The organism is Streptomyces sp. NPDC001914 (assembly GCF_042891215.1).
Lineage (GTDB): Bacteria > Actinomycetota > Actinomycetes > Streptomycetales > Streptomycetaceae > Streptomyces.
The window spans coordinates 25132-42019 of the sequence record NZ_JBIASW010000002.1; the positions used below are offsets into that span (position 1 = coordinate 25132).

Here is a 16888-nt window from a genome sequence, read left to right on the forward strand (position 1 = left end):
CTCGTGTATGAGGAAGAAGGACGTGCCGATCGTGGCTCAGAGCACCGAGACCACCGACTGGGTCTCCCGTTTCGCGGATGAGGTCATCGAGGAGTCGGAGCGCCGGGCCCCGGGCAAACCCGTCGTCGTCGCGTCCGGCCTCTCCCCCTCCGGCCCGATCCACCTCGGCAACCTCCGCGAGGTCATGACCCCGCACCTCGTCGCCGACGAGATCCGCCGCCGCGGGCACACCGTGCGCCACCTGATCTCCTGGGACGACTACGACCGCTACCGCAAGGTCCCGAACGGCGTGGCGGGCATCGACGGGTCCTGGGCCGAGCACATCGGCAAGCCGCTGACCTCCGTCCCGGCCCCCGCCGGCTCCGCGTACCCGAACTGGGCCGAGCACTTCAAGGCCGCCATGACCGAGGCCCTGGCCGAGCTCGGCGTCGAGTACGACGGGATCAGCCAGACCGAGCAGTACACCGCGGGCACCTACCGCGAGCAGGTCCTGTTCGCGATGAAGCACCGCGCCGACATCGACGCGATCCTGGAGCAGTACCGCACCAAGAAGGCCCCCGCCAAGAAGCAGCAGGGCCAGAAGCCGGTCGACGAGGCCGAGCTGGAGGCCGCCGAGGGATCGGGCGCCGCCGCCGAGGACGACGGCAGCTCCACCTCCGGGTACTACCCGTACAAGCCCTACTGCGGGCAGTGCGAGAAGGACCTGACCACCGTCACCGCCTACGACGACACGACGACGGAGCTGTCGTACACCTGCTCCGCCTGCGGCTTCGCCGAGACCGTCCTGCTCAGCGAGTTCAACCGCGGCAAGCTGGTCTGGAAGGTCGACTGGCCCATGCGCTGGGCCTACGAAGGCGTGATCTTCGAGCCGAGCGGCGTCGACCACTCCTCCCCGGGCTCCTCCTTCCAGGTCGGCGGCCAGATCGTCGGGATCTTCGGCGGCAAGCAGCCCATCGGCCCGATGTACGCCTTCGTCGGCATCTCCGGCATGGCCAAGATGTCCAGTAGCAAGGGCGGGGTCCCCACCGCGTCCGACGCGCTCCAGATCATGGAACCGCAGCTGCTGCGCTGGCTGTACGCCCGCCGCCGTCCCAACCAGTCGTTCAAGATCGCCTTCGACCAGGAGATCCAGCGGCTCTACGACGAGTGGGACAAGCTCGCCGGCAAGGTCGCCGACGGCTCGGTCCTCCCGGCCGACGCCGCCGCGTACAGCCGTGCCGTCGGCACCGCCGCCGGACAGCTGCCCGCGACCGCCCGCCCGATGGCGTACCGCACCCTCGCCTCCGTCGCCGACATCACCGCCGGCGCCGAGGACCAGACCCTGCGCATCCTGAGCGAACTCGACCCCGAGAACCCGCTCACGTCCCTGGACGAGGTCCGGCCCCGGCTGGACAAGGCCGAGACCTGGATCAACACCCAGGTCCCCGCCGAGGAGCGCACCGTCGTCCGCGACGAGCCCGACGCCGAACTCCTGAAGTCCCTCGACGACCAGGGCCGCGAGTCGCTGCGCCTGCTCCTCGACGGACTGGAGGAGAACTGGTCCCTGGACGGCCTCACCCACCTCGTCTACGGCGTTCCCAAGGTCCAGGCGGGCTTCTCCGCCGACGCGACCGCCAAGGAACTCCCCGCCGAGATCAAGGTCGCCCAGCGCACGTTCTTCGCGCTGCTGTACCACCTGCTCGTCGGCCGCGACACCGGCCCGCGTCTGCCCACGCTGCTGCTGGCCGTAGGACAGGACCGGGTGCGCAAGCTGCTCTCGGCGTAGCGGCTCCGGCCGTACGAGGAAGGGGCGCCCGGTGATCACCGGGCGCCCCTTCCTCGTACACGCCGACGCACTCGCTCGCCGACGTGCCTAGGCGATGTGGTCCTCCTGGAGTTCCGCCGTGTGGCGGTTGGTGAAGCGCTGGACCATACGGTCGGCCTCACGCTGCGGGAGCGTGACGCGGTACGTCGCCTCAACGTCACCCCTGAACTGGCCGGAGGTCGGGTAGCTGCCGTCTATCGACTTCTTGAAGACCAGGTAGTAGTCCTCCTCGGTCGGCTCCGTGCTGCCGCCCGAACCCAGCCCACGGGTACGTCCCGGGCCGGACGGGATCGGGAAGGTACCGGTGTCCTCCGGAGCGAGTTCCGGGGCGGGCTCGGGGGCGGGGGCCGACGCCTCCTCGTACTGCTGCCCGAACCGCCGCTGCTCCTCGAACCGCTGCTGTTCCTGCAACTGCTGAGTGGCCCAGAACTGCTGCTGTTCCTGGAACAGCTCGGCCTGCTGCTGCTCCGCGAACCACTCCTGGTACGCCGCGTCCGGGTCGTAGCCGCCCTGGTACTCGATGGACTGGGGGTTCCGCGCCTGGAGCCACAGATTCTGCTGGTCGGCGTAGTCCGGCGACTCGGGGCGTTCGCCGCCCTCGGGAGCGGGGCGCTGCTCGACGGTCTGGGGCTGAAGGGCCACCGCGGGCTCGGGGGTGCGACCGCCCGCGGACGCGTCGGCCGGTGCCAGGGCCGGCGTGGGAGCGGGCGCGGGTGCGGGAGGCAGCACCGCGGGCTCGATGCCGGCCGCGGCGAGACCGGCGGGGGCCGTCTCCGCGAGGGGCACGCCGTAGCGGGCCAGCCGCAGCGGCATCAGCGACTCGACGGGGGCCTTGCGGCGCCAGGCGCGGCCGAAGCGGGAGTGCAGGCGGGCCTGGTAGACCAGACGGTCCTGCTCCAGCTTGATGACCTGCTCGTAGGAGCGCAGCTCCCACAGCTTCATGCGGCGCCACAGCAGGAACGTGGGGATGGGGGAGAGCAGCCAGCGGGTGAGGCGGACCCCCTCCATGTGCTTGTCGGCGGTGATGTCGGCTATTCGGCCGATCGCGTGGCGGGCCGCCTCGACCGCGACCACGAACAGCACCGGGATGACCGCGTGCATGCCCACGCCCAGCGGGTCCGGCCAGGCCGCCGCGCCGTTGAACGCGATCGTCGCCATCGTCAGCAGCCAGGCCGTCTGGCGCAGCATCGGGAACGGGATACGGATCCAGGTCAGCAGCAGGTCGAGGGCGAGCAGGACGCCGATACCCGCGTCGATGCCGATCGGGAAGACGTACGAGAAGTTCCCGAACCCCTTCTTCAGCGCCAGCTCGCGGACGGCCGCGTACGAACCGGCGAAGCCGATTCCGGCGATGATGAGCGCACCGGCGACGACCACGCCAATGAGAATCTTGTGCATCCGTGTGAGCTGTATGGGCGCGGCCACCTGTACTCCCCTCCCCTTGCGTGTTGTTGCGCGCAACAGAGTGGCACATGTGTGTGGCGTACGGATGCGCGGTATGGAAGGAGCCCGGTTCCGGAGGGAACCGGGCCCCGTGAACTTGTCTGCCGGAGACCCGGATCGGGCCCCGTGTCCGGTCGCGGCCGGATCAGCTCTTCTTCGCCGCCGACTGCGACGGCGACGCGCTCTTGGACGTGCTCCCGGAGGCGCTCCTGGACGGCGAGGCCGACGGCGCGGACGAGGACTTCGAGGAGGACTTCGACGACGAGGCCGGGTCAGGCGAGCCCGAGCCCGCCGCGCCGCCGTCACCGTTCGCGGCGGCCACCGCGGCCACCGCCTCCTTCGTGGCCTTCTCGGCCGCCTTCAGCAGCGCGGCCGCGTCCGGGGTCTTCTCACCCGCGAGGCCGGCGCCGTTGTAGTCGAGCGTCACGACCACGTTCTCGACGCGCGCGACAATCGTCTGCTGCTTGAAGGTGCCTTCCTTCTTCTTCAGGCCGTAGCGCACGGCCGTCGCCTCGTCGCCCGTACCGGAGACCGGCGCCGACTTGCCGTCCAGCGCGCCCTCGACCGTCTGCGCGGCCGAGACCTGCTTCTGGAAGTAGTCGTGGGCCTGTTCGTCGCCGGAGCCGCGCGCGTCCGAGTCGAAGCGCAGCAGCGCCACGTTCAGCCAGCGGAACTGAGAGCCCTTCACCCCGTTGTTGTCGAGGCTGGTCCAGTTGCAGTTGCCGCGCTGCTTCGGCTCGTCCAGCTTGCCGGACTTGCCCGACTTCGAACCCTTCGGTATGAGTTCGCCCAGCGACTTCTTCGACAGCACCGAGCACGCCTTGGGCAACGTCGTGTACGCGGCGGGCTCGATCGTGGGGGCCGCGCTGCTCGCGGACACCGTCGCTCCCGGGCCCGCGCTCGCGTCCTTCTGCGAGTCGTCACCGGAGCCGGAGTCCGAGGAACAGCCCGCGGCGACGAGCATCACGGGGACGGCGGCCGCGCTGACAAGGATGCGGGGGAGTCGCTGTACTCGGCCTGCTCGCTGTACTGGTCGGTGCATGGTTCCTTCACTCGTGGCGCTCGTGGTACGGCCGCACATGGCGTGTGCGACCGGTCGGGTCCGAGGGGCCACGGTACGCGGTGGGGCACGGGGGCGGTTCCCGTTCGGGTGGTTTGCGCCGAGGTGCCCCCAGCGGCCGCGAGGCCTTTAGCCGTTGAGCCGGGAGGCCAGCTCCTGGGCCAGTTTCTGCGCCCTGTCCTGCATTTCCTTGCTGTCGGGGGCGTCCGTCGAAGCCGTCGGCTGCTCGGAGTATTCGATCGTCACGATGACGTTGGAAGTGCGGAACACCACAGTCACCGTGCGCTGCTGAGCCGTCGACGCGCCGGTGTTCAGCTTGTCGTCGAGGAACGCCTCGTCGCCGAGGTCGTCGAGCACGCGCGGCTGGAGATCGGCCGGTGTCTGCGAGGCGGAGGCGGAGGGGGCCGAGGGGGCGCCCGAGGCGTCGCCGCTGCCGTCGGCGCCGCCGCCGTTGTCGCCGTCGGCCGTGCCGGAGGCGCTGCCGCTCGGGCTCGGTGTGGCGTCGCCGGACGCGGACGCGGTGGGCTCCGGGAGGTCGGCCGCCGTCTGCTTGGTGGCGTAGAGCTCCTCGGCCTTGGCCTCGTCGCTCACCGTGTTGTCGTAGGACACCACGCGCTCGAAGTCGACGAAGAGGTGATCGGTGCCGGCGGCGGACGCCACCTTCCAGTCGCAGCCGTCACGCCGGTCCGTGTCGTACGTGAGCGTGGCCTCGCCCGCGTACGCCTTCTCCTGCTGCGTCTCGTCGGTCGTCTCCTGGATGCCGGGCAGCAGGGTGTCGAGCGTGTCCCGGTCGGCCGCGCCGCACGCCTCCGGGAGGGTGCGGTACTTGCCCGGCTGGGCCACCGCGGCCGTCGTGCCGGTGTCGCCGCCCTTGGAGTCCGGGGCCGGACCGCCCACACCCGAACCGCCCGTGCAGCCCGCCAGCACTGCCGCGAGGAGCACAGCGGCGCCGGATACGTACGCCTTCCGCTGCACGGTCAGGCTCCTCTCGACGGTTCCCGACGGCGCTTCGGCCCGGGTGTCCTGTGGTTATTGGGTTGCCGCGCGGGGGCGACCCCTGGAGACAATGTGTATCGCACGCACAGCCGTGGACGCCGGTCCGTTGTCCTATACGTCGACCTAGGCGCCGGTTTTGCGATTTAAGACTTCTGTTTGTTTTGTGGGGGAAGAGGACTATATGTCGTACGTAGAGATGCCGGGCGCGCAGGTACCCATCCGCATGTGGGCCGACCCCGCCTCCGTCGAGGACGTGGCGCTCCGCCAGCTCCAGAACGTGGCGACGCTGCCCTGGATCAAGGGCCTCGCCGTCATGCCGGACGTCCACTACGGCAAGGGCGCGACGGTCGGCTCCGTCATCGCGATGCGGGACGCCGTGTGCCCGGCGGCGGTGGGTGTCGACATCGGCTGCGGCATGTCCGCCGTCAAGACCTCCCTCACCGCCAACGACCTGCCGGGCGACCTCTCGCGGCTCCGCTCGCAGATCGAGCAGGCGATCCCGGTCGGCCGGGGCATGCACGACTCCGCGGTCACCCCGGACCGCTTCCACGGCCTGGCCACCGCCGGGTGGGACGACTTCTGGGGGCGGTTCGACGGGGTGGCGGACGCGGTGAAGTTCCGCGAGGAGCGGGCCGTGAAGCAGATGGCGACGCTCGGCGGGGGCAACCACTTCGTTGAGGTTTGCGTCGATTCCGAGGGTTCTGTCTGGTTGATGCTGCACTCCGGTTCCCGGAACATCGGCAAGGAGCTGGCCGAGCACCACATCGGTGTCGCGCAGAAGCTCCCGCACAACCAGGGGCTGGTGGACCGGGACCTCGCCGTCTTCGTCGCGGACACGCCCCAGATGGCGGCGTACCGCAACGACCTGTTCTGGGCCCAGGAGTACGCGAAGAACAACCGCACGCTCATGATGGCGCTCCTCAAGGACGTGATCCGCAAGGAGTTCAAGAAGGCGAAGCCGGTCTTCGAGCCGGAGATCAGCTGCCACCACAACTACGTCTCGGAGGAGCGGTACGACGGAATGGACCTGCTCGTCACCCGCAAGGGCGCCATCCGTGCGGGGTCCGGGGAGTTCGGCATCATTCCGGGCTCGATGGGGACCGGGTCGTACATCGTGAAGGGCCTCGGCAACGAGAAGTCCTTCAATTCGGCCTCGCACGGGGCGGGTCGGCGCATGAGCCGCAACGCGGCCAAGCGGCGCTTCTCGACGAAGGACCTGGAGGACCAGACGCAGGGCGTCGAGTGCCGCAAGGACTCCGGCGTCGTGGACGAGATCCCGGGCGCCTACAAGCCGATCGAGCAGGTCATCGAGCAGCAGCGCGATCTCGTGCAGGTCGTGGCGAAGCTGAAGCAGGTCGTCTGCGTGAAGGGCTGACGCCCGCGGCGCCGGTGCGTTCGCCGTCCGCCGGCCTGAGGGCCCGAGCCGTCGACGGCTCGGGCCCTTCGCGTTCACTTCGTGCTCAGGACCGCGTAGATCATGACGAAGGCCACGATGTGGATGCCGAAGAGGAAGTACGCGAGGTAGTACCAGACGTAGCGTTCGCGCTTCTTCTCCAGGGCCAGGCGGGCCTGTTCGCCGGGCGCGGGCGGGGGCGGGGTCGGGTCCGAGGGCGGGTCCGGGGGCGCCGGCTCGGCCGGGGTCGGGTCCGGGGTCACAGTTCCCGGTGGACCTTCGAGTTCGACGCCTGCGCGCGGGGGCGGACGACCAGGAGGTCGATGTTCACGTGGCTGGGGCGGGTGACGGCCCACTTGATCGTGTCGGCGACGTCGTCCGCGGTGAGGGGCTGGGCCACACCCGCGTAGACCTTGGCGGCCTTCTCGGTGTCCCCGTCGAACCGGGTGAGGGCGAACTCCTCCGTCTTGACCATGCCCGGGGCCACCTCGATGACCCGCACCGGCGTCCCGACGATCTCCAGGCGCAGGGTCTCCGCGAGCACGTGTTCGGCGTGCTTCGCGGCCACGTAGCCGCCGCCGCCCTCGTACGTGGCGAAGCCCGCCGTGGACGACAGGACGACGACCGTGCCGTCGCCGCTCGCGGTGAGCGCCGGGAGGAGGGCCTGGGTGACGTTCAGGGTGCCGATGACGTTCGTCTCGTACATCTGGCGCCACTGGGCCGGGTCGCCCGTCGCGACCGGGTCGGCGCCGAGGGCGCCGCCGGCGTTGTTGACCAGCACGCCGATCGTCTTGAACGCCGTCGCGAACTCGTCGACCGCCGTGCGGTCCGTGACGTCCAGGGCGTACGCGGTGGCCTGGCCGCCCGCCGCGGTGATCTCCTCCGCCAGCGCCTCGATGCGGTCCTTGCGGCGGGCGGTGAGGACGACGCGGTAGCCCTCGGCCGCGAGCTGCCGGGCCGTCGCGGCACCGATTCCGCTGCTTGCACCGGTGATGACGGCGATACGGGACGCGGCGGCGGGGGTCATACGGCGGCTCCTTGGCGTGTCTGTGTGTCTTCGGTGTCTACGGTTCTTGGATCTCTCCGGTCAGGATAGGCGGGGGTCAATTGCCGCCTCTGGGGGCGTACATGATCACGGCGGCTCCGGCCAGGCAGATCAGGGCGCCGGTGATGTCCCAGCGGTCGGGGCGGTAGCCGTCGGCGACGACGCCCCAGGCGAGGGAGCCGGCGACGAAGACTCCGCCGTACGCGGCCAGGACGCGGCCGAACTCGGCGTCCGGCTGGAGCGTGGCGACGAAGCCGTACAGGCCCAGCGTCATCACGCCTGCGCCGATCCAGAGGGCGCCTCGGTGCTCGCGCACGCCCTGCCAGACGAGCCAGGCGCCGCCGATCTCCAGGAGGGCGGCGAGGGCGAAGAGAAGCGCGGAACGGGCGATCAGCATGGGGTCACTCTCGCAGGACCCGGTTCCCGCCGGTGGGTGGGTCGGGGCCGCGCCGGTGCATCAGGCCGCCGCTGTCGGGCAGAGAAGTGACGGTTAGTGGCGACGGCCATCGATGTACCGCCACGCCCCCTCCCGCCGCATCCCGACTGCGGCTGCGCCGTGGTGACCCGCCCTCCCAGCCCCTTCCGTGCGCCGCCGACTACGGCTGCGCCGTGGTGACCCGCCCTCCCAGCCCCTTCCGTGCGTCGCCGGCTGCGGATGCGTCGTGGTGGCCCGCCAGGCCCCCTCCATGCGTCGCCGGGTGCGGATGCGTCGTGGCGGCCCGTCCGGGCCGCGCCGCTGGATCCCGGCCGCCGGGTGCGCCGGGGAAAATTCAGCCCCTCCGGCGTTTGAGGAGCGGGGTCTGGGGCGGAGCCCCAGGGGTGGGACGGGTAGGGGCGGAGGGGGCGAAGGAACGCTTGTGGGGTTGGTGCTCGATTCCGGGGGGGGGGGCGGCCTGGGGTGCGGGCGGTGGCCGGTCTGGGGTGGGGGGTGTGCGGCGTACGATTCTGGGTGGGCTGGTGGAAAGGGGCCGTATGGCCATCGCTGGGGAAACGCGGGGACGACTGCTCGCGGAGTTGGCGGACGTCTCGCGCCGGTACATGGCCTCGTACGCCCTGTTCAACCAGGCCCTCGCCGACCACGTCGGCCTCCACCCGACGGACGTGCAGTGCGTGAACCTGCTCGGCCTGGAGGACGGGCCCGTGACCACCGGGCGGATCGCCGAGATGACGGGGCTGACCACCGGCTCGGCCACGCGGCTGGTGGACCGGCTGGAGAAGGCCGGTTACGTGGTGCGCGAGCGCGACGTGGTCGACCGGCGGCGGGTGCTGGTGGCGACCGTGCCCGAGAAGATCGCCGAGTTCGGGCGCATGTGGGAGCGGCTGAGCGGTGGTTGGTACGGCCTTTTCGACGGGCTCGCCGACGACGAGGTCGCCCTGATCATCGGGCACATGCGCCGCACGGTCGACTTCAGCGCCGAGCAGGTCGCCCGGCTGCGGTCCGGGGACCTTCAGGACGCCTCGGACGAGGTGTCGTAGCGCTCGCGGGCCTCGACGACCTCCTCGATGTGGTGCTCCGCCCAGTCCTTGACGGCGGTGAGCAGGCAGCTCAGGTTCGTGCCCAGCGGCGTCAGCTCGTAGTCGACGCGGACCGGCACGGAGGGGGTGACCGTGCGGGAGAGGATGCCGTCCCGCTCCAGCGACCGCAGTGTCTGCGTCAGCATCTTGGGGCTCACTCCGGCGATCTTGCGGCCGAGGTCGCTGTAGCGCATCGGCCCGCCCGCGTCGGCGAGCGCGCTCACGATCAGGCTGACCCACTTGTCGCTGATGCGGTCCAGGAGCTGGTTGGTGGGGCAGCTCTTGAGGAACGCGTCGTACTCGACGCGAGCCTGGTGGCGCCGCTGGGCCGCCGTCGTGGTCGCCATGACTCACCTCCGGGTGAGGTACGCACCTTCAGGTGCCTACTTACCGATGGATAGTAGCTCTTCCTAGGGTTGTTGTGGCGGGTGAGAGACCCGCGGATGACCTACGGATGGGGTGAGCTGGGATGCGTGCAGCGGTAGTGACGTCGTTCGGTGGTCCGGAAGCCGTCGAGATCGTCGAGGTCGCCCTGCCGGAGCCGGGGGCCCGGCAGGTGCGGATCAAGGTGGCGGCCGCGGGGGTCAACCCCGTGGACGCCGGGGTGCGCTCCGGTGTCTTCGGGGGCGCCGGGAAGCGGCTGGGGCTCGGCTGGGACGTGGCCGGTGTGGTGGAGGCGGTCGGGGTCGCCTCGGGGTGGAGTGTGGGTGACGAGGTGGTGGCGCTGGTCTACGGGACGGCCAAGTCCCTCGGCACGCACGCCGATCTCGTGGTCGTCGACGCCGACGCGGTGGCCGTGGCGCCCCGCTCGGTCGACGCGGCGCACGCGGCGAGCCTGCCGCTCAACGCGCTGACCGCGGCCCAGGCCCTGGACCGGCTGGGCCTGGAGCCCGGGCAGAGTCTGCTGGTCACCGGGGCCGCGGGCGCGGTCGGCGGGTACGCCGTGCAGCTCGCCGCCCGGCTCGGTGTGAGCGTGACCGCGCTGGCCCGTGCGGGCGACGAGGAGCTCGTACGGGCCCTGGGGGCGGACCGGTTCGTGTCGGACGGGGTGGCCCCGCGGAGCGTGGACGCGGTGCTGGACGCGGCGATCCTGGGCGCGGACGCCCTGGAGTGGGTGCGGGACGGTGGTGCCTTCATGGGTGTCATCCCGGGAGCCCACCCTGCGTCCGTGCGCGGGGTGCGGACCGGCGCCGTGGAGGTCGCGGCCGACGGGGCCCGGCTCGCGGAGCTGGTGGCGCTCGTCGACGACGGGGCGCTGACGACCCGGGTCGCCGGTACGTACGCGCTCGACGAGGCCGTCAAGGCGCACGCGCGGCTCGCGGAGGGCGGCCTGCGGGGCCGGCTGGTCCTGGTGCCCTAGGGCGGCGGTTGGGCTAGTGGTGCTGCTCCGGTGCCTTGAGGGGGAGCAGGCGTACGAGGGGGCAGCACAGGAGCGTGATGGCGGCCACGACGGTGAGGCTCACGGTGGTGGCGTGGGTCCCGCCGCCGTCCGCCCGGAAGTAGACGGTGGTGACGGCGGCGGCCCCGAGGGCGTTGGCGAGCTGCTGGACCGCGCCGAGCGAGCCGCCCGCGCTGCCGGCCTCGGCGGGCTCGATGTCGCCGACGGTGACGTCGTAGAGCGATCCGAAGCAGGCGCCCATGCCGAGGCCGACGACGAGCAGCGGCGGGACGAGGGCCCAGCCGCCGGTGTCCGTGCCGGAGACGGTGACCAGGACGAGGAGGTGGGCCGTTCCGGCGAGGGTGACCAGGAAGCCGATGAGCACGAGGCGGCGGCCGAGGCGGGCGATCAGGCGGTAGCAGGCGATCGAGGCGATGACGATGCCCGCGGACAGGGGCGTCAGGGCGAGCGCGGCGTCCGTGGGGGAGCGGCCGAGGGTCTGCTGGAGGAAGAGGGAGACGACGTAGAGGAGACCGGCGACCGCGGCGAAGAAGACGACGCCGATGACCAGTCCCGAGGTGAAGCCGCGGTTGTGCAGGAGGGACGGCTTGATCAGGGGGCTGGGCGCGGTGCGCTGGCGGTGGCAGAACCCCGCGAAGAGCGCGAGGCCGGTGAGCAGGAGCAGGACGGGGAGTGCGTCCCAGCCGTGGGCCGAGCCCTCGATGAGGCCGCTGAGCAGGGCGAGCATGGTGGTGCCGAGGAGGGCGGAGCCGGGGACGTCGACGGTGGTCGCGCGGTCGCCGGTGTCGCGGGGGAGCAGGCGGGCGGCGGCGAGGAGCGCGGCGCCGCCGAGGACGAGGTTGATGAGGAACATCGGGCGCCAGCCGAGACCGCCGAGGTCGGCGTCGACGATGAACCCGGCGAGGACGGGGCCGCCGACGGCGGACAGGCCCATGACCGGCCCGAACAGGCTGTACGCCTTGCCGATCTGGTCCCGGGGCCAGGTCGCCCCGAGGATGCCGAAGCCCTGCGGGATGACGAGCGCGCCGAACGCGCCCTGGACGAGCCGGGCGGCGACGAGGGTTTCCGGCGTGGGCGCGAGGCCGCAGGCGACCGAGGCGGCGGTGAAGCCCGCGAGTCCGGTCAGGAAGAGCCGGCGGCGGCCGTACTTGTCGCCGAGCCGTCCGCCGAGGACGAGCAGGACGCCGAGCGCGAGGGCGTAGGAGGCGCCGAGCCACTGGATGAGGGCGGTGCCGCCGCCGAGGTCGTGGGCGATGGTCGGGGCGGCGATGTTGGTGATGGTGCCGTCGAGGAGGTCCAGGACGTCGGCGGCGAGGACGACGCCGAGCACCGCCCAGCGGACGCGGGCGGGAGGGTGCCCGGAATTTTCTTTTGTGTCATGCAGTATCTGTGTCACGCAGACAAATGTGAGGCATGGGGTGGGGTGCGGTCAAGCGGGATATGGGGCGGCGGGGCAAGGGTCGTAGGGGGTTGCCGGCGGTGGCGGAATACCTGGAGAGGGGTGGTGGTTCGAGGGTATAGTTGAACCGTCAACAACTTGGAGGGTGAGCGACCATGCAGTTCGGGATCTTCAGCGTCGGTGATGTGACGGCGGACCCCACCACGGGCCGGGAGCCGACCGAGCGCGAGCGCATCAAGGCCATGGTCGCCATCGCGCAGAAGGCCGAGGAGGTCGGCCTCGACGTCTTCGCGACGGGCGAGCACCACAACCCGCCGTTCGTGCCCTCGTCCCCGACCACGATGCTCGGCTACATCGCGGCACGCACCGAGAAGCTCATCCTGTCCACGTCCACGACGCTGATCACCACCAACGACCCGGTGAAGATCGCCGAGGACTACGCGATGCTCCAGCACCTCGCGGACGGCCGGGTCGACCTGATGATGGGCCGCGGCAACACCGGGCCGGTCTATCCCTGGTTCGGGAAGGACATCCGGCAGGGCATCAACCTCGCCGTCGAGAACTACGCGCTGCTGCACCGGCTGTGGCGCGAGGACGTGGTGACGTGGGAGGGCAAGTTCCGTACGCCGCTCCAGTCGTTCACCTCGACCCCGCGCCCGATGGACGACGTCCCGCCGTTCGTCTGGCACGGCTCGATCCGCTCGCCCGAGATCGCGGAACAGGCCGCGTACTACGGCGACGGCTTCTTCCACAACAACATCTTCTGGCCCGCCGACCACACCAAGCGGATGGTCGAGCTCTACCGCGAGCGGTACGCGCACTACGGGCACGGCACGGCCGAGCAGGCGATCGTCGGCCTCGGCGGCCAGGTGTTCATGCGGCCCAACTCGCAGGACGCGATACGGGAGTTCCGGCCCTACTTCGACAACGCGCCGGTCTACGGGCACGGGCCGTCGCTGGAGGACTTCACCGAGCAGACGCCGCTGACCGTCGGCTCGCCGCAGCAGGTCATCGAGAAGACGCTGGCCTTCCGCGAGTACGCCGGTGACTACCAGCGCCAGCTGTTCCTGATGGACCACGCCGGGCTGCCGCTCAAGACGGTCCTGGAGCAGCTCGACCTCCTCGGCGAGCAGGTCGTGCCGGTGCTGCGCGAGGAGTTCGCCAAGAACCGTCCGGCCGACGTGCCGGAGGCACCGACCCACGCTGCCCGGGTGGCCGCGGCCAAGGAAGACGCGATCAAGGAAGAGGTGAGCCGCGCATGAAGCTCGTCGTCGTCTCGGCGGGGCTGAGTGTTCCGTCGTCCACGCGGCTGCTGGCCGACCGGCTGGCGGCCGCGACCGCCGGCCGGGTGTCCGGCGCGGTGGATGTGCGGGTCGTCGAACTGCGTGACCTCGCCGTCGAGATCGCCCACAACCTCACCAACGGGTTTCCCGGGCGGGTGCTGTCCGCCGCGATCGAGGACGTGACCTCCGCCGACGGGCTGATCGTCGTCACGCCCGTCTTCTCCGCGTCCTACAGCGGGCTGTTCAAGTCGTTCTTCGACGTGCTCGACAAGGACGCGTTGGTGGGCAAGCCCGTGCTGGTGGGGGCGACCGGGGGGACCGGGCGGCACTCGCTCGTCCTTGAGCATGCCTTGCGGCCGTTGTTCGCCTATCTGCGGGCTGTTGTCGTGCCGACCGGGGTGTATGCGGCTTCGGAGGACTGGGGGGTGGAGGGGTTGGCCGAGCGGGTCGAGAGGGCCGGGGGTGAGCTGGCCGCCCTCATGTCGGCCCTGGTGGCCCCCGCGGAGCCCAGCCCCCCGTCGAATTCCCCTTCGCCTTCGGCCGACACCGAGGAGGCCGCCGTCGTCGCTGTCCCCACCCCTGTCCCTGTCCCTGCTCAGCCATCGCCCGCGCGGGCGGACGGGTTCCACGTGGTCCCGTTCGAGGAACAGCTCGCGGCGCTCCGGGTGTAGCGGGTCGTTTGTTTCGCCCCCTCCGCCCCTACCCGTCCCGTACCTGGGGCTCCGCCCCAGACCCCGCTCCTCAAACGCCGGAGGGGCTGAATTGTTGCCCGGCACCCGAGAGGTGGGCCCCCGGGGCTCCGCCCCGGACCCCGCTCCTCAAACGCCGGAGGGGCTGGATTTTCCCGGCCGGGGCTGGAATTGCGCGAGCCGGAAGTGAGTTTGTCCTGGGCGGCGGTCACCACGACGCATCCGCAGCCGGGATCCGGCGGGAGGGGACGTGTCGGTACATCGATGGCCGTCGCCACTAACCGTCACTTCTCTGCCCGACAGCGGCGGCCTGATGCACCGGCGCGGCCCCGGCCCACCCACCGGCGGAACCCGCGACGTCCACCGGTGACGGCCCTGACCCGCCCACCGGCGGAGCCCGCGACGTCCACCGGTGACGGCCCCGACCCACCCACCGGCGGAACCCGCGACGTCCACCGGTGACGGCCCCGAGCCGCCCGCCGGACCGCACCCGCGCGGGCGTCAGTCCGGTGCCGGTGTGCCTTCCACCGTGAAGCCGATCACCGTGCCGCCGCCCGGCCGGGGATGGGCGAACGGGGTGCCTCCGTGGGCCGTGGAGACCTCGCGGACGATCGACAGGCCGAGCCCCGAGCCCGGCAGGCTCCGGGCGTCGGCGGTTCGGTAGAAGCGGTCGAAGACGCGGGCGAGGTCCTCGTCGCCGATGCCGGGACCCCGGTCCAGCACCTCGACCCGTACGGGTTGGGGACGGCCGCCGGAGCCGGACGAGTTCTCGGGGCTCGCGGGGTCCGCCGGGGTCCGGCCCGTCACCACGACCTCGATCGGCGCCGTTCCGGACCGGTCGAACTTGGTCGCGTTCTCCACGAGGTTGGAGACGGCCCGCTGCAGCGCGGTTGGGCGGCCGTCGACCGAGGCGTCACCGGTGGCCCGGACGGTGATGTCCCGCCCGGTACGGCGGCGCGCGACGACCGCGACGTCCTCGGCGAGTTCGGCGAGGTCGAGCCGCCGCACGGGCTCGGTGTCCGACTGACCGGCCGCGAGGGCCACCAGCTCGTTGACGAGGTCGGTCAGCTCCCGGGACTCCAGCGCCAGATCGGCGACCAGTTCCTCACGGGCGTCGGGCGGCAGCTCGTCGATCCGGCGCAGCATCGAGATGTTCGTCCGCAGGGAGGTCAACGGCGTACGGAGCTCGTGCCCCGCGTCCTGGACCAGGCGCCGCTGGTCCTCCTCGGACTGGGCGAGCCGGCCGAGCATCCGGTCGAAGGAGCGCCCGAGCCGGGCCACTTCGTCGTATCCGGTGACCGGCACCTGGATGCCGAGACGACCGGTGCGCGCCACGTCCTCGGCCGCCCCCGCGAGCCGCACCAGGCGCCGGGTGATGCGCCGGGCCAGCCACCAGCCGAACAGACCCGCGGCGATCACGACGGCCCCGACGAGCAGTACGGTCCGCTGCTGGAGCTCCCGGAGCAGGTCCTCGGTGTCGCTGAACTGCTGGGCGACCTGCACCGCACCCCGCCCGCCACCGAGGGAGACGGTCGCGAGCCGGTAGCGGTCACCGCCTACGTCCACGTCCTTGTGCTCGACCAGCCCGCCCGACGTGGCGTCGTCGGCGACCGCCCGGTCGCGGCCGTTCACGGGCAGCGGCGGCACGCCGTGGTCGACGACCGAGCCGCCCGGCCCGAGCACCTGCACGTCGGTGCGGCTGGGCCGGATGATGTCCTCCAGGGGCCCGTCGTGTTCCGTGTCCGAGGAGGCGAAGTCGCCTGTGCGCAGGGGGTGTTCACGGACCTGGTCGCGCAGGTCCTGCACCAGCTCGGCGAAGACGGTCTGCTGGTCGACCCGCACCAGCCGCGCGGCGGCGTCGTAGCTCAGGAACCCGACGAGGACCGTGACGGCGGCGGCGACGGCCGCGAAGGACACGGTGAACGTGGCCCGCAGCGAGGACACCTGCCGCAGCCGTCGTCGCACTCAGTCCTCCCTCAGGACGTACCCCACGCCCCGCACGGTGTGGATCAGCGCCGGAGCGCCCGGCTCGTCGAGCTTGCGCCGCAGGTAGCCCACGTAGACGGCGAGGTTCTTGGAGCCGGGCCCGAAGTCGTAGCCCCAGATCCGGTCGTAGATCGTGGAGTGGTCGAGGACGATGCCCGCGTTGCGGACGAGCAGTTCGAGGAGTTCGAACTCGGTGCGGGTCAGCTCCAGCTCGCGCCGGCCGCGCCAGGCCCGGCGGGCCTGGATGTCCATGCGCAGTCCGGCCGCGGAGACCTGCGCCCCGGACGTCCGGGGTTCCCGGGGGGCGGGGGCCGTGGTGTCCTCGTCGAAGGAGCCGTTCCCGGTGCGGCGCAGCAGCGCGCGGAGCCGGGCGAAGACCTCCTCGACGTCGAAGGGCTTGACGACGTAGTCGTCGGCGCCGGCGTCGAGGCCGGCGATGCGGTCGGCGGTCTCGACGAGCGCGGTGAGCATCAGGATCGGGGTGCGGTCGCCCTCGGCGCGCAGCACGCGGCACACCTGGAGGCCGTCGATGCCGGGCATCATGACGTCGAGGACGAGGACGTCCGGCGGGGTGCGGTGGGCCTGGGCCAGCGCCTCCACCCCGTCGGCCACGGCGGTCACCGTGTAGCCCTCCAGTGTCAGTGCCCTTTCCAGGGCGTGGCGGATGGCGCGGTCGTCCTCGGCGAGCAGTACGTTCTGGGGCACTCGACCAGTCTGCCAAGCCGTCGGCGCCGTGCGACCTGGTGAGCGGGTCCGGGGCGGGCCTTCTTACCGGCCTCTCACCGCTCTCCGGTGTGTCGGACGGGCCCGGAAAGGTTCCCCGGGCCCTCCGCCCCCTCCGAACCCCACCGGGGCCCCATCGGGCCCCACGGAGCT

Annotated in this window: 16 protein-coding genes; 6 read left to right on the top strand and 10 right to left on the bottom strand. The window is 71.6% G+C overall.

All coding sequences use genetic code 11. The features are described from left to right. Positions 1-22 precede the first annotated feature (22 nt). The gene (gene lysS / locus ACFYYF_RS05115) at positions 23-1765 is read left to right on the top strand and encodes a lysine--tRNA ligase (RefSeq protein ID WP_388771639.1); all 1743 of its coding nucleotides are present in this window, start codon (positions 23-25) and stop codon (positions 1763-1765) included. 87 nt (positions 1766-1852) lie between these two features. On the opposite strand, the gene ACFYYF_RS05120 is transcribed toward lysS, so the two are convergent. The 3 genes from ACFYYF_RS05120 to ACFYYF_RS05130 all read right to left on the bottom strand — a co-directional run bounded on the left by ACFYYF_RS05120 (position 1853) and on the right by ACFYYF_RS05130 (position 5282). Next, the gene (locus ACFYYF_RS05120) at positions 1853-3202 is read right to left on the bottom strand and encodes a DUF2637 domain-containing protein (protein WP_388771641.1); all 1350 of its coding nucleotides are present in this window, start codon (positions 3200-3202) and stop codon (positions 1853-1855) included. A gap of 190 nt (positions 3203-3392) precedes the next feature. After that, complete coding sequence (locus ACFYYF_RS05125; protein ID WP_388771642.1) at positions 3393-4289, bottom strand: DUF3558 domain-containing protein; 897 nt, start codon at positions 4287-4289, stop codon at positions 3393-3395. 147 nt (positions 4290-4436) lie between these two features. After that, the gene (locus tag ACFYYF_RS05130) at positions 4437-5282 is read right to left on the bottom strand and encodes a DUF3558 domain-containing protein (protein WP_388771644.1); all 846 of its coding nucleotides are present in this window, start codon (positions 5280-5282) and stop codon (positions 4437-4439) included. Positions 5283-5484: 202 nt separating this feature from the next. Between ACFYYF_RS05130 and ACFYYF_RS05135 the strand changes: the two genes are divergently transcribed. Next, positions 5485-6678 (top strand): RtcB family protein, encoded by a 1194-nt coding sequence (locus tag ACFYYF_RS05135; RefSeq protein WP_388771647.1) that lies wholly within the window; start codon positions 5485-5487, stop codon positions 6676-6678. Between the two features lie 74 nt (positions 6679-6752). Here ACFYYF_RS05135 and ACFYYF_RS05140 read toward each other — a convergent pair whose 3' ends face one another. From ACFYYF_RS05140 to ACFYYF_RS05150, 3 genes are all read right to left on the bottom strand, one after another. Beyond that, positions 6753-6959 carry a hypothetical protein gene (locus ACFYYF_RS05140; RefSeq protein WP_388771649.1) on the bottom strand — a complete coding sequence of 69 codons (207 nt, stop codon included), beginning with the start codon at positions 6957-6959 and terminating at the stop codon, positions 6753-6755. Continuing rightward, complete coding sequence (locus tag ACFYYF_RS05145; protein ID WP_361677212.1) at positions 6956-7723, bottom strand: SDR family oxidoreductase; 768 nt, start codon at positions 7721-7723, stop codon at positions 6956-6958. Before ACFYYF_RS05145 ends, ACFYYF_RS05140 begins: the two co-directional genes overlap by 4 nt. A 76-nt stretch (positions 7724-7799) precedes the next feature. After that, a complete protein-coding gene (locus ACFYYF_RS05150) occupies positions 7800-8138 on the bottom strand; it encodes a YnfA family protein (RefSeq protein WP_365493604.1) in 339 nt (112 codons plus the stop codon). A 575-nt stretch (positions 8139-8713) separates the two neighbouring features. Between ACFYYF_RS05150 and ACFYYF_RS05155 the strand changes: the two genes are divergently transcribed. Further along, positions 8714-9217 carry a MarR family winged helix-turn-helix transcriptional regulator gene (locus ACFYYF_RS05155; RefSeq protein WP_388771654.1) on the top strand — a complete coding sequence of 168 codons (504 nt, stop codon included), beginning with the start codon at positions 8714-8716 and terminating at the stop codon, positions 9215-9217. Here the strand turns inward: ACFYYF_RS05155 and ACFYYF_RS05160 are convergent. Further along, the gene (locus ACFYYF_RS05160; protein WP_361677203.1) at positions 9190-9603 is read right to left on the bottom strand and encodes a helix-turn-helix domain-containing protein; all 414 of its coding nucleotides are present in this window, start codon (positions 9601-9603) and stop codon (positions 9190-9192) included. The two genes, ACFYYF_RS05155 and ACFYYF_RS05160, sit on opposite strands and share 28 nt — an antisense overlap. A gap of 122 nt (positions 9604-9725) precedes the next feature. Here ACFYYF_RS05160 and ACFYYF_RS05165 point away from each other — a divergent pair, with 122 nt between their 5' ends. Then, a complete protein-coding gene (locus ACFYYF_RS05165) occupies positions 9726-10616 on the top strand; it encodes an NADP-dependent oxidoreductase (protein ID WP_388771657.1) in 891 nt (296 codons plus the stop codon). A 13-nt stretch (positions 10617-10629) separates the two neighbouring features. Here ACFYYF_RS05165 and ACFYYF_RS05170 read toward each other — a convergent pair whose 3' ends face one another. Beyond that, positions 10630-12051, bottom strand: a complete 1422-nt coding sequence (locus ACFYYF_RS05170; RefSeq protein ID WP_388771660.1) for an MFS transporter — start codon at positions 12049-12051, stop codon at positions 10630-10632. 158 nt (positions 12052-12209) lie between these two features. Here ACFYYF_RS05170 and ACFYYF_RS05175 point away from each other — a divergent pair, with 158 nt between their 5' ends. Next, on the top strand, positions 12210-13316 hold the full coding sequence (locus tag ACFYYF_RS05175) for an LLM class flavin-dependent oxidoreductase (protein ID WP_388771662.1): 1107 nt from the start codon (positions 12210-12212) through the stop codon (positions 13314-13316). Next, positions 13313-14008, top strand: coding sequence for an FMN reductase (locus ACFYYF_RS05180; RefSeq protein WP_388771665.1), 696 nt, complete (start codon positions 13313-13315; stop codon positions 14006-14008). Before ACFYYF_RS05175 ends, ACFYYF_RS05180 begins: the two co-directional genes overlap by 4 nt. 519 nt (positions 14009-14527) lie before the next feature. Here ACFYYF_RS05180 and ACFYYF_RS05185 read toward each other — a convergent pair. Beyond that, positions 14528-15991 carry a sensor histidine kinase gene (locus tag ACFYYF_RS05185; RefSeq protein ID WP_388771667.1) on the bottom strand — a complete coding sequence of 488 codons (1464 nt, stop codon included), beginning with the start codon at positions 15989-15991 and terminating at the stop codon, positions 14528-14530. Then, a complete protein-coding gene (locus tag ACFYYF_RS05190) occupies positions 15992-16717 on the bottom strand; it encodes a response regulator transcription factor (RefSeq protein ID WP_388771670.1) in 726 nt (241 codons plus the stop codon). Between the last annotated feature and the right edge of the window lie 171 nt (positions 16718-16888).

Excerpts from the sequence above, each read along its gene's own strand:
- ACFYYF_RS05160 (WP_361677203.1), bottom strand. The coding sequence starts at position 9,603 with ATGGCGACCACGACGGCGGCCCAGCGGCGCCACCAGGCTCGCGTCGAG.
- ACFYYF_RS05175 (WP_388771662.1), top strand. The coding sequence starts at position 12,210 with ATGCAGTTCGGGATCTTCAGCGTCGGTGATGTGACGGCGGACCCCACC.
- ACFYYF_RS05165 (WP_388771657.1), top strand. The coding sequence starts at position 9,726 with ATGCGTGCAGCGGTAGTGACGTCGTTCGGTGGTCCGGAAGCCGTCGAG.
- ACFYYF_RS05135 (WP_388771647.1), top strand. The coding sequence starts at position 5,485 with ATGTCGTACGTAGAGATGCCGGGCGCGCAGGTACCCATCCGCATGTGG.
- ACFYYF_RS05125 (WP_388771642.1), bottom strand. The coding sequence starts at position 4,289 with ATGCACCGACCAGTACAGCGAGCAGGCCGAGTACAGCGACTCCCCCGC.
- ACFYYF_RS05150 (WP_365493604.1), bottom strand. The coding sequence starts at position 8,138 with ATGCTGATCGCCCGTTCCGCGCTTCTCTTCGCCCTCGCCGCCCTCCTG.
- ACFYYF_RS05120 (WP_388771641.1), bottom strand. The coding sequence starts at position 3,202 with ATGCACAAGATTCTCATTGGCGTGGTCGTCGCCGGTGCGCTCATCATC.
- ACFYYF_RS05145 (WP_361677212.1), bottom strand. The coding sequence starts at position 7,723 with ATGACCCCCGCCGCCGCGTCCCGTATCGCCGTCATCACCGGTGCAAGC.
- ACFYYF_RS05180 (WP_388771665.1), top strand. The coding sequence starts at position 13,313 with ATGAAGCTCGTCGTCGTCTCGGCGGGGCTGAGTGTTCCGTCGTCCACG.
- ACFYYF_RS05155 (WP_388771654.1), top strand. The coding sequence starts at position 8,714 with ATGGCCATCGCTGGGGAAACGCGGGGACGACTGCTCGCGGAGTTGGCG.